The following is an 11,507-nucleotide window of genomic DNA, read 5'->3' as shown; positions in this document are numbered from 1 at the left end:
CAGATCTGAGCGGACCGGTGTCACGATGACTGCATCGACGCCAGCCGCCGCTCGGCGTCCCGGCGCAGATGAGGGCGATCGACCTTGCCGTTGGCGTTGAGGACGGGCGCGGGCACCCACCACAGCAGCCGGGGCATCATGTAGGCGGGCAGGCGCCGGGAGGCCCGGCTCAGCACCTCCGCCTGGGTGACGGGTTTCCCGCCCATCAGGCAGGCGACGAGCTGCGGGCCGGTGGTGGCGCCGACGGTGAGGACGGCCACCTCGGCGCCGGGGGCGGCGGCCCGCAGCGCCGCGGCGACCTCCCCCAGCTCCACGCGGTAGCCCTGGATCTTGACCTGGCTGTCCGCCCGGCCGAGGTGGAGCAGCCCGCCGCCGGGGGCGCGACGCACCCGGTCGCCGGTGCGGTACCAGCGCCGTCCCGCGTGGTGGAGGAAGCGGTCCTCGTCCTCGGCCGGGTCCAGGTAGCCGGAGAACACCTGCGCGCCGCGCAGGCAGAGTTCCCCGGTGTCGGCGGGCGTTCCGTCCTCGTCGACGACGAGGGTGTGCACGCCGGGGAAGGGTTCCCCGATCGGCACGGTGGCGTCGTCCGGCGCCTCGTCCGCGGCGCTCCAGCGGTGTCCCGTGCAGGCCACGGCGGCCTCGGTCGGGCCGTAGAGGTTGTCGATGACGGAGCCGGGCGCCGCCGCGTGCCAGGCGCGGGCGGTGCCGTGGGTGAGCGGCTCGCCGCAGAAGAGGGTCGTCCTGACGTCGGGCAGGGAGCCGGGGCCGAGGCGTCCGGCGAGGCGCAGTGAGGCGGCCAGGCTCGGGGTCGCGTGCCAGACGGTGATGCGGTGTCCGGTGAGCCGGGCGGGCGCGAGGGCCTGGAGGCGGTTGAGGACGTGCAGGCAGGCGCCGGACCCCCAGGCGAGGAACAGCTCGCTCATCGACAGATCGAAGGTGAGTTCGTGGATCTGGCTGAACCGGTCACCGGGCCGGAAGTCGTGGCGGTCCAGGGCGGCGGCGACGAAGGCGCTGACGTTGCGGTGCCGTACGGGAACGCCCTTGGGGGTGCCGGTGCTGCCCGAGGTGAACATCAGGTAGGCGAGGTCGTCCGGGTGCCGTACGGCCGGGCGGACCGGTCCGGGCGGGCCGGGCCTGCGGAAGCGGGGCCCCCGGGCCGGGTCGGGCAGGTCGGTGGCGAGGACCGCGTCGGGCCCGAGCACGGGCAGCAGGGTGGTGAGACCGGCCGCGCCGGACGCGTCCACGACGACCGCGTCGAGACCGGCCGCCTCGGCCACGGCGGTGAGCCGGTCCGGTGGCGCGTCGGGCGCGAGGGGGACGGCGCAGGCACCGGCGCGGAGCGCGGCCAGGAACCCGGCGCAGGCGGTGACGCCGCGGGCCGCGAGGATGCCGACGCGGCGGCGGCCGTCCGCGGCGAGCGGGCCGGCCAGGGCCGACACCTCGCGGTCCAGCTCGTCGTAGGTGAGGGTCCGTCCGCCCGCGCACAGGGCGGGGCCGTCGGGGGCGAGGGACCGGCCCCGGTCGAACCAGTGGTCCAGCAGCGAACCGCCGTCGGCGCCCATCGTCCCTCAGCCGTTCGCCAGCCGGTCCAGGACCGCCCACAGCGAGCCCGGAGTGCGGAAGGTGGCCGGGGCGATGGCGTGGTCGGGGAAGGTCACACCGAGGATGTCCTCCAGGGTGTCCATCAGCACGACCGTGGCGACCGAGTCGAGCCCGACCGCGGCCAGCGGCAGGTCCTTGGGAACTTCGGGTTCGTGCTCCAGCGCGGGCAGCTGGGCACGCAGGATCTGTTCCAGTGTCTCGTACGCGACCATTCCGCGACGCCCTTCCACTCGGTGACCCCCACAGCGAACCGGCGCGCGGCGGAGGGTGCCGCTCACTACTGAGCGGCACCCGCACGGGGGCCCGATCATGCTCGGAGCGCGGCCGAGGAGGGGGAGGACCGTGCCATGCCCGAGACGCTGGAGGCGTTCCTGTCCGCTGTGCACCGGACGTGCACGGAGGTGACGCGGAAGGCACCGGACTACTTCGCCACCCGTCCGCTGCGCGCGACACGTCCGCCCGCGGGAGCGGTCGAGGCGGTGCGTGCCGCGTTCGGGGCGGCGCTCCGTGAGGCGGCCCGGGAGGAGTTCACCGCCGTGGACGACCTGCTGGACCGCCGCCGCGCCGGCTCCGACGGGTCCGGCGCCCGGCGTGGGCACGGGGAGGACTGGGCCGGGTGGCGCCGGCGGCTGGACCGGCGGTCGGCGCTCCGCTCCGCGCGGGCCGCCCGGCTTGCCCGGACCATGGACCGCCGGGAGGTGCGGAGCGCGGGGTACCGCGTCCGGTACAGGGCCGGCGGGCAGGGGCCGCTGGTGGTGCTGCTGACCGCCCTCGGATACACCGACGAGGTGTGGTACCCGCTCGCCGAGCGGCTGTTGCCGGGCCGGCGGGTGGTGATGTGGGACGCCGAGGACGCCTCCGAGCCGATCGCGCCGGCGGATCGCCGGCTGGACCTCGTCGACGCGGTGCTGGCCGCCGAGGGGGTGCGGGCCTGTGATGTGATCGGCTGGTGCTCGGGCGCTCAGCTCGCGGTGGAGTACGCCCTCGGCCGGCCCCGGGCGGTCCGGGCGGCGGTACTGCTGAACGGCTCGTATCCGCGGGCGGCCACGGACCCCGCCTCCGCCTACGAGCGGAATCTGGCCGCGGTGTGCGCGTCCGTGGCCGCGCGGCCCCACCGGGCGGAGCGTGCGCTGCGGATGCTGACCGGCGCGTCCGGGCCCGGTCCGCTGCCCGCCGACGAACGTCTGGCGGCCGTGGAGGTGCTCGCCCGCGTCCCGCCGGGGCTGGGTCCGGTGCTGCGCCACCCGTTCCGGGACGCCCCCGCTCTGGTGCGCTACAGCCGGATGCTCGACGAACTGTGGCGGCGACCGCTGCCCGAGCCCGCTCCGGGGGCGCCGCCGCTGCTGTCGCTGGCCGCCGAGCTCGACCGGGTGGCCGCGCCCGAACCCCCGGCCGCGCTCAGGCCGTTGCTGGCGGGCCGGCACGGCGTACTCGCCGGGGCGACGCACTACAGCCTGCTCGAACGCCCGGAGGCCGTCGCGGACGTGTGCCGCGCCTTCCTCGACGATCCGGCGGGGCCCGTGCCCGTCGCCGGCGGCGCGGAAGAGGTCCGGTGGGCCTCGGGCGACCGCCCGACGCGGCCCGCCGGCGACCCGGCCGCGCGGGAGCGGCAGGTCGAACCTCTCCGTGCACCGGGCCGCGGAGGAGCGACCCGGTGAACCAGTCCATGAACCGCATCACGTGGGAGTGACACCATGAACCAGTCCGTGAAGTTCGACAAGCTGGCCGCGACCTACGACGCGGCCCGCGGGGGCGAGGGGCGCGGTCACATGACCGCGGCCACCATCTCCCCGCACCTGGCGCCCGGCTCCGTGCTGGAGGTGGGGGTGGGTACGGGCGTGGTGGCGGCCGGGCTGGCCGCCCTCGGGCACACCGTGCACGGTGTGGACGTCTCCCGGCCGATGCTGGACGTCGCCGCGACCCGCTTCGACGGTGAACTGACCGTCGCCGACGGCATGGCGCTGCCCTTCGACGACGCCTCGCAGGACAACGTGGTGTACGTGCACGCCCTGCACCTGATGCCGGACATGGCGGGGGCGCTGAAGGAGGCCGCCCGGGTGCTCCGGCCCGGTGGCCGGGTCGTCGTCCGGCACGGCGACCCGGTGTCGGAGCCCGACGACCTGGTCCTGATCCTCCGTCAGGTGCAGGCGCGGCAGCCGGACCGCCCCGACGCGCCGGACGCGGTGCGCGCGGCGGCCGAGGCGGCCGGGTTGCGGATGCGCGAGCAGGGCATGCGGCCGGAGTACGAGAGCGGGATGAACCCGGAGACCTTCATCGCGCTGATCACCAACCGGCAGGTGCCGTTCCTCCAGCGGCTCTCCCCCGAACGTGCGGCGGAGGTCGTCGAGCCGATCCTGGCGCAACTGCGCGCGCTGCCGGATCCGCAGCGGGAGCGCCGCCAGTCGTGGTCGTGCTGGCTGACGGTGGCCGAGAAGACGGCCTGACCCCGCCGCGGAGGCCCGCGGTGGTCCTGCGGCGGTCCCGGCGTCAGCAGGGGATCAGTTCGAAGGCCACCGCGGGCACTCCGCCGAAGCGGACGCCGGTCGCCTGCGCCTGCCCCGCCACGGCGGGGCGTACCGCTTGCCGGGTGTAGCCGAGCCCCTGGAGGTAGGTCTCGTGGGCTTCCAGTGAGGCGACGGCGGCGTCCAGGCCGGTGGAGATGTCGACGGCATGGGTGGGGGCCGGCGAGTTCGCGACGGCGAGGTACTTCACCGACCACGGTTCGCCGGCCTCGGGCCGGATCCAGCGGTTCCCGGCCTCGGCCACGGCGTCCAGCGCGCAGCGGCCGAACTCCCGGTGGTCGGGGGCGTTCCAGCGGCCTGTGCCGGTCCGCTCGTGGTGGTTGAAGACCACCACGAGCTGGGGGCGGTGGCGGCGCAGTGCCGCCACCAGGTCGGCGCGCAGCCGCTCGTCCGCGCGGACCGCGCCGTCGGGGTGGTCGAGGAACTCGACGTCCCGCACGCCGACCCGGCGGGCCGCCTCACGCTGTTCGGCCTCCCGGATGCCGGCCGCCTCGGCGGGCGGCACGGCGTCGATGCCGGCCTCGCCCCGGGTGGCCAGCAGGTAGGAGACGGTGTGTCCCTTGCGGGTCCAGACGGCGACCGCTCCGGCCGATCCGAACTCGACGTCGTCGGGGTGGGCGGCCAGGACGAGAGCGTTCTCCCAGTCCTCGGGCATACGTTCCAGATTCTCGCTCATGAGGCGACGGTAGGGCGGGATCGGGACGCCGAATGCTCAATTGTGGGCTGCCTGTTCGACGACACGGGACACATCGTGATGCGTCCCGTGCCGCATCTCCGATATGCAAGACTGCGTGCGGGGAAACCCGTTGAGAAGTACCGACCGAAAGACCGAGAGGTGGATCGATGACAGCGATTGCCGAGCCCGGGGCCGTCACCTTAAGTTGTTCCGACCCCGAATCGCTCGCGGAGTTCTACGCGAGGACGACCGGCTGGCAGAAGGTTTTCAGCAGCGAGTCGGCTGCCTATCTCGCCGGCGAGAACGGCATGAAGATGGGCTTCGTCAGGATCGAGGGGTTCGAGCCCCCGACCTGGCCGGAGGCCGGGAACCGCGTGCACCTCGACTTCAGCGTTCCGGACCTGGAGAAGGCCGAGGCCGAGCTGCTGGCGCTCGGTGCGACCAAGCCCGAGGACCAGCCGGGCGAGGGGAAGTGGACGGTCCTGCTGGACCCGGCCGGCTACCCCTTCTGCATCACCACGATGGTCTGACCGGATCCTGACGGCCGTGTCCCCCGGCGCCGGCACGCGCCGGGGGACACGGTGGCCGGGGCCGCCCGGGGTCAGGCGAAGACGCGCGGCACCAGGAGGCTGTCGCGGGTGGAGTCCTGGAGGATGATCTTGTCCCAGGTGCCGCCGCCCCGCTCCGGCGAGATCCAGTCCTGGATGTAGGACGCCCGGGGCGCGTTCGGGTCCGGGCTGGCGTCGAGGGCCATCAGCTCCTGGTAGGCGTCCACGTCGGCCATGTGGATGAAGAAGTGCAGGCGGTCCATCTGCCCGAACGCCTCCTCGAACAGGAGCACCGTGGTGCGGCCCCGGGCGTTGAGGTTGTAGGTCTCCGCGAGGGTCCGGGCGAGGACCCGCGCCTCGGCGCGGTAGGCGTGCGCCGCCTGGGCGGTGCGGTGCATGAGCAGGCCGGACGAAGCACTGGTGATCAGGGACTCCACCGGCAGCGAGGTCTGCCGTGCGGCCGGCAGCAGCTGGAACCGGCCGCGGCCGTCGACCACCTCCACCGGGTTGACGTCCGCCTTCATCATGGCCTCGGTGGCGGTGCCGAAGATGCCCCACCGGTGGGGCAGCAGGACGGTCTCCCGCACGCTGCCCGCCTCGAACAGTTCCTCCCAGCCGTCGTCCTCCCCGGACGCGAGGCCGAGGACCCCGCTCCCCCGGTCGGCGCCGCGCTGGGTCAGGGCGGTGTAGTCGCTCATCGAGCGCAGGTGGACCAGCCAGTGCAGCCGGCCCCGGACGCCGAAGGCGTCCTCGTAGCTGAGCGCGGTGGCGACGCCCTCGTACCGCTCGTTGAAGCTCTCGGTGAGGGCTCGGGTCGCGGCGCGGGCGCGCGGTCCGTGGCCGGCCCGGATCTGCGCGGTGCGCCACAGGACGACCTCGGCGGAGGCGGTGTCGAGGGTCTTGTCGGGCGGCGTGCGCACCTGGTGCTGGGCGGTCGTCGTGGTGGGCAGGACATCGTCCATGGGTGGTTCCCTTCGCTCAGGAGGGCGGGTGGGGCGCGGCGGGCGCACCGGCCGCGGCCAGTACGTCCGCGGCGCCGGTCATCAGGAGGTCGGCGATGGCGTCGACGTCGCGCCGCCGCCAGGATTCGAGGGCGGTGCCCTCGACCAGCCGGTTGAAGGCGCCCATCGCGGGACCGCAGTGGATCTGGTAGTTGGCGGTGTTGTCCTTGGCGCCGTCGAGCGCCGCCCGGGTGGAGTCGGCGAAGTACCAGCGGAAGACGAGCGCCATCCTGCGCCGCGGGTCGCGTTCGGCGTCACGGGTGATCTGCGGGCGCCCGGTGTCCCGGTAGTGCCGTACGACCTCCTCCCACACCTCGGCCACCGGACGGCGGAAGCAGGTGCGTTCGAGGACGGCGAGCGTGCGGGCGTCGACGGCCTCCAGGCCCTCGTGCCGCCGGTACAGGTCGAGCAGCTGGTTGGCGCGGGCGGGGAACATCGTGCCCCTGCGCACCACCTGCACCCGGGAGCCGATCTCGAACAGGTCCCCGGCGGGGGCGTAGGCGACGTCCTGCACGTCGAGTCCGGCGAGCAGGTCCTTGACCGCGTCGGAGGTGCCGGCCTGCGGGCTGCACTGGTTGACGCTGCCGGTGAGGACGAAGTCCGCGCCGAGCAGGAAGCACGCCGCCGCGGCCTCCGGGGTGCCGATCCCGCCCGCCGCGCCGACCCGCACCGGTTCCCCGCCCGTGGCGTGGGCGGCCCGGTCGCGCAGCCGGCGCAGGGTGGGGACGAGCGCGAGGGCGACGCCCTGGTCGGTGTGGCCGCCCGAGTCGGACTCCACGCACAGGTCGGAGGCGACCGGCAGTTCCGCGGCGACGGCCGCCTCGTCGCGGGTCAGCGCGCCCTCGGCGACCAGCGCGGCCAGCAGTCCGGGAGCGGGCGGGGCGAGGAACTGCCGGGCCACCTCGGGGCGGGACACCTTCGCGAGCACCTGGCGGGCCGCGACCGGCGCCCCGGCGGCGTCGCGGCGGGCACCCTTGGCGCGGAACAGCACCAGCGGCGCGGTGACGCGGGTGAAGGCGGCGGCCTCGACGTGGCTCACCCCGCGGCGCAGGAACAGGTCCACGGTGGCCCGTTCCAGCTCGGCGTCGGCCATGTCGTGCAGCAGGTTCATGCCGAAGGCGGCGCCGGGCGGCAGTCTCCGTTCGATGTCGTCGAGCGCGGCGCCGATCCGGTCGAGGGACAGGCCGCCGGTGCCGAAGAAGCCGAACAGTCCGTGCTCCGCCATCCGTACCACCAGATCGGTGGAGGCGATGGCCTGGTACATCGATCCGGCGACGTACGCGTGCCGGGTGCGGTAGACCTCCCGGAACCGGGCGGAGCCGAGCGTGGTTCCCGGACGGTGGGCGGCACGCCCGCCGTCACGGGACGGCGCGGCCGTGGCCGCGGGCGGCGGGGGCGCTGCGGGCGGTCCCTCCGGGGCTGCGGCCGGCACGGGGCCGGCGGTACGTACCGGCCCGGCAGCGGATGCCTCACCGGCGCGGGCCGGTGCCGGGCGGGCCGGTGCCGGGTCCGCGGTGCGGGGCGCGGGCGACGCGCCGCGCCGCGCGGCGCGCACCTCCTGCCAGAAGCCCGTGAGCGTCCGGCCCCGGCCGACCTCCCACACCTCCTCCACCCCGCTGTCCAGCAGGTGGGCCATGGTCTCGGTCCAGCGGACCCGCGAGCGGATCTGCCGGCCGAGCAGGTCGGCGACCGGTGTGTCGCGGGGATACGGCCGGGCCGTCACGTTCGCGATCACGGGCAGGCGCGGGGGCGAGAGCTCCACCCGGGCCAGGGTGTCCGCGAACCGCCGGGCCGCCGGCGCCATGTCGCGGGAGTGGAACGCCGCGCTCACCGGCAGCGGCACGCACCGGACCGCCGGGTCGGCGGTGGTGAGCAGGCGGGTGACCGCCGACACGCCCTGCGGCGAGCCGGAGATCACCACCTGCGTCGGCGCGTTGTCGTTGGCGATCTCGACGTCCTCGCGGCCCGCGGCGGCCAGGACCCGTTCCACCTCGGTGAGGCCGGTGCCGATGACGGCGGCCATGGCGCCGCCGTCGGCCTCGCCCATCAGCCGGCCGCGCTCGGCGACCAGCCGCAGTCCGGTGGCGAAGTCCAGCACCCCGGCCGCCATCAGGGCGTTGAACTCGCCGAGGCTGTGCCCGGCGACCACGTCGGGCTCGCCCCGTTCGGCGCGCTGCGCCAGGTAGGTCAGCGCGTGGACGGTGAAGAGGGCCGGCTGCGCGTACCGGGTGAGGCGCAGCCGGTCGCCGTCGTCGCGCAGGCACAGGTCCCGCACCGAGTAGCCGAGGATGTCGTCAGCGAGGGCGCAGTGGTCGGGGAAGGCGTCGAACACGTCGGCGCCCATGCCCCGGCGCTGGCTGCCCTGCCCCGCGAAGAGCAACGCGCGCACGGCGTCAGAGCTGACGGGGGACGAGGAGGGTGTCGGTGACTCCGCCGGGCACGAACGCGTCGGCGCCGGTGCCGCCGCCCTTCTCGGGGGAGATCATCTGCCGTTCGACCAGTTTGCGGAACTGGGGGTCGCGGTCGGGCAGGTTGCGCAGCTCCTCCCACGCCTCGAACGACGAGAGGTGGATCAGCATGTGCAGCCGGTCCATCGCGCCGAAGGTCTCCTCGTAGAGGTAGGAGGTCACCTTGCCGCGCAGGTTCTCGTTGACGTAGTTCTGCCAGGCGAAGGCGTAGTAGCGCGCCTCCTTGCGCATGGGGTAGCGGGCCTGGGCGACGCGGTGCACCATCAGCGGGGCGTTGGCGGAGTTGAGCTGCTCCTCCGGGGGCACCGAGGTCTGCCGCCAGGCCTCGGGCACCCACGCCTCGTGGTGGTCGTCCTCGCCGTAGTCCAGGCCGTGCTGGGGCACCAGGATCTGCTCGGTGATGCTGCCCTGCACCACCGCGTTGCCCCAGCTGCCGAAGCCGCGGTCGTCGGCGACCACGTCGTCGTTGAGCAGGATCTTGGTGGTCTCGTCGTGGTCGACCATCTCCAGGCTGGCCGCGTAGTCGGCCGGGCTCTTCATGTTGATGAACCAGTGGTGCTGGGCCTGGTCGCCGAACGCCTTCTGGAAGAAGAAGAACGTCATGCCGTTGAGGTCGGCCTTGTTCATGTGCTTGAGGACCTCGCCCACGAAATTCAGGCCCTCTTGTTCATGTCCCGGCTTGAAATGCGCGTAACGCGAGATGATGAATCCCGCATTGCCCGAGTGCAGCAGTTCACTTTCAGGCCGGTCGACCTGGTGGCTGGCCGGCCTCATGATGTCGGTCACCGCGATCTCCGCTCTTCGTCGGATCGGATGTGCCGACACTAAGAGGAACGGGGATCGCGGCGACGCACAGTTTTGCGCAGACGCCTTTCAGCGTTCTTCGCCGACGGCCTTCTCCTTCTCCGGAACGTCGTCGGCGGTGCCGTCCTCGGGCGGGGACGACTCGGGCATGAGCAGGGACAGGACGAGCGCGAGTACGGCGAACGGAACGACGGTCAGGAACACCGCGGCGAGCGCCTCGCCGTACGCGCCGACGACGATGTCCCGTTGCTCCCTGGCCAGGCCCTTGATGGCGTCGACGCTGCCCAGGGTCGCCTCGTTCAGGCCCTCGCCGCCCGGACCGGCCCGGTCGTCCAGCAGCGCGGCGAACCGGCTGTTGAGGACGGCGCCCAGCAGTGCCACGCCGATGGCGGACCCGAGCCGCTGGAAGAAGCTGACCGCCGCGGTCGCCGCGCCGATGTCCGCCGGGGCCACGACGCCCTGCACGGCGGTGATGACGGGCTGGAGGGTGAAGCCCGCGCCGATGCCGAAGACGACACCGAGCAGGATGACGAGCCAGCTGGGCGTGTCCGCCCGGATGAAGCCCAGCGGGAGCATGGTGATCACCAGCAGGGCCGCGCCGGCGACGGGGAAGACCTTGAAGCGGCCCGTGGCGCTCATCCGGTTGCCCGCGTGGATGGAGGCGAAACCGACGCCCATCATGGTGGGTACGACGGCGAGGCCCGCGGTGAACGGCGACATGCCCTTCACGGCCTGGAAGTACACCGGCAGGAACACCACGCCGGTGAACAGGGCCAGACCGGCGATCATGCTGTAGGCGGAACCGAGGGAGAACAGCCGCAGCTTGAACAGCACCATGGGGACGACGGGTTCGGCGGCGCGCCGCTCCACGAGCACCAGGGCGACGCTCAGGACGACGGTGACGGCCACCAGGCCGAGCGACAGCGGATCGGTCCAGCCCCGCTCACCGCCGGCCCAGCTCAGGTAGAGCAGCAGCGGGGTGGTGGCGGCGACGACCAGGGTGGCGCCGAGGTAGTCCACGGTGCGGCTGCGGCGTTCGGCGGTGATGCCGCGCAGGGCCGAGGCGGTGACGACGAGGGAGAGCAGGCCCAGCGGGACGTTGATCAGGAAGATCCACCGCCAGCCGATCGCGTCCACCAGGGCGCCGCCGACCAGGGGGCCCGCGAGGGTGGCGATGCCGAAGACGCCGGCGACCATGCCCTGGTAGCGGCCGCGGTCGCGGACCGGGACGACGTCGGCGATCACCGACAGGGCGAGCGCGTACAGCGCTCCGGCGCCGAGGCCCTGCACGGCGCGGGCCGCGATCAGCTGGGTGATCTCCTGGGAGACTCCGCACAGCGCCGAACCGAGGATGAAGATGCTCGTCGCCACGACGAACACGATGCGGCGTCCGAACTGGTCGGAGACCTTGCCCCAGACGGGGGTGCTCGCCATGGAGGTCAGCAGGTAGGCCGTGATCACCCAGGCCAGGTTCTCCAGGCCGCCCACGTCACTGACGATGCTGGGCAGGGCCGTGCTCACCACGGTCTGGTCCAGCGCGGACAGCAGCAGGCCGGTCATCACGCCGATGATGGCGCGGTTGATCTGCCGCTTGCTCAGTTCCGGCCCGGAGGAGACCGGCGGATGCGACGTCGTCATGGGCTGTCGAGGGCCCGGCCCGTGCGGGACCGGCCCCCGTCCCCCTTCCCGTTCCGAGCCCGCGGGTCCCCCGCGCGACTCACCGATGATCTTCTTCTCACGGTCCGCGAACCGGGCGCCGCCGTCCCGGCGGCCTCCCGTCGCCACCGGATTGGGGCATGGCACTGGCGCGGGACGATACCGTCCCCGCCGGACGGCCGTACGGATTTCCCGGCCATCCGGCCGTGTCCGCCGAGAGATGTCTCATA

Annotated in this window: 10 protein-coding genes; 3 read left to right on the top strand and 7 right to left on the bottom strand. The window is 73.7% G+C overall.

The features are described from left to right. Nucleotides 1-20: 20 nt before the first annotated feature. Nucleotides 21-1,562, bottom strand: coding sequence for an amino acid adenylation domain-containing protein (locus ABTY40_RS16415; RefSeq protein WP_352060113.1), 1,542 nt, complete (start codon nucleotides 1,560-1,562; stop codon nucleotides 21-23). 6 nt (nucleotides 1,563-1,568) lie between these two features. After that, the gene (locus ABTY40_RS16410) at nucleotides 1,569-1,814 is read right to left on the bottom strand and encodes a phosphopantetheine-binding protein (protein ID WP_345278192.1); all 246 of its coding nucleotides are present in this window, start codon (nucleotides 1,812-1,814) and stop codon (nucleotides 1,569-1,571) included. Between the two features lie 135 nt (nucleotides 1,815-1,949). Between ABTY40_RS16410 and ABTY40_RS16405 the strand changes: the two genes are divergently transcribed. Both ABTY40_RS16405 and ABTY40_RS16400 read left to right on the top strand, forming a co-directional pair. Further along, entirely contained in the window at nucleotides 1,950-3,260 is a 1,311-nt protein-coding gene (locus ABTY40_RS16405) for an alpha/beta fold hydrolase (protein ID WP_352060112.1), read from the top strand. Nucleotides 3,261-3,296: 36 nt separating this feature from the next. Beyond that, entirely contained in the window at nucleotides 3,297-4,046 is a 750-nt protein-coding gene (locus ABTY40_RS16400; protein WP_352060111.1) for a class I SAM-dependent methyltransferase, read from the top strand. Between the two features lie 43 nt (nucleotides 4,047-4,089). Here the strand turns inward: ABTY40_RS16400 and ABTY40_RS16395 are convergent, their stop codons facing one another. Further along, nucleotides 4,090-4,800, bottom strand: a complete 711-nt coding sequence (locus ABTY40_RS16395; RefSeq protein ID WP_352060110.1) for a PIG-L deacetylase family protein — start codon at nucleotides 4,798-4,800, stop codon at nucleotides 4,090-4,092. A 167-nt stretch (nucleotides 4,801-4,967) separates the two neighbouring features. Here ABTY40_RS16395 and ABTY40_RS16390 point away from each other — a divergent pair, with 167 nt between their 5' ends. Continuing rightward, nucleotides 4,968-5,330 (top strand): VOC family protein, encoded by a 363-nt coding sequence (locus tag ABTY40_RS16390; protein WP_345278184.1) that lies wholly within the window; start codon nucleotides 4,968-4,970, stop codon nucleotides 5,328-5,330. Nucleotides 5,331-5,401: 71 nt separating this feature from the next. On the opposite strand, the gene ABTY40_RS16385 is transcribed toward ABTY40_RS16390, so the two are convergent. From ABTY40_RS16385 to ABTY40_RS16370, 4 genes are all read right to left on the bottom strand, one after another. Then, nucleotides 5,402-6,310, bottom strand: coding sequence for a DUF6039 family protein (locus tag ABTY40_RS16385; RefSeq protein ID WP_352060109.1), 909 nt, complete (start codon nucleotides 6,308-6,310; stop codon nucleotides 5,402-5,404). A gap of 16 nt (nucleotides 6,311-6,326) precedes the next feature. After that, on the bottom strand, nucleotides 6,327-8,738 hold the full coding sequence (fabD, locus tag ABTY40_RS16380; RefSeq protein ID WP_352060108.1) for an ACP S-malonyltransferase: 2,412 nt from the start codon (nucleotides 8,736-8,738) through the stop codon (nucleotides 6,327-6,329). A 4-nt stretch (nucleotides 8,739-8,742) separates the two neighbouring features. Next, on the bottom strand, nucleotides 8,743-9,603 hold the full coding sequence (locus ABTY40_RS16375) for a DUF6039 family protein (RefSeq protein ID WP_345278178.1): 861 nt from the start codon (nucleotides 9,601-9,603) through the stop codon (nucleotides 8,743-8,745). An 87-nt stretch (nucleotides 9,604-9,690) separates the two neighbouring features. Beyond that, a complete protein-coding gene (locus ABTY40_RS16370) occupies nucleotides 9,691-11,259 on the bottom strand; it encodes an MDR family MFS transporter (RefSeq protein WP_352060107.1) in 1,569 nt (522 codons plus the stop codon). Between the last annotated feature and the right edge of the window lie 248 nt (nucleotides 11,260-11,507).

The sequence above is a fragment of the Streptomyces sp. NPDC126503 genome (assembly GCF_040302405.1).
In the GTDB taxonomy this organism is placed as follows: domain Bacteria; phylum Actinomycetota; class Actinomycetes; order Streptomycetales; family Streptomycetaceae; genus Streptomyces; species Streptomyces gulbargensis.
The sequence above is the reverse complement of the archived record's forward strand: the minus strand, read 5'-3'. Positions and strand labels throughout refer to the sequence as shown.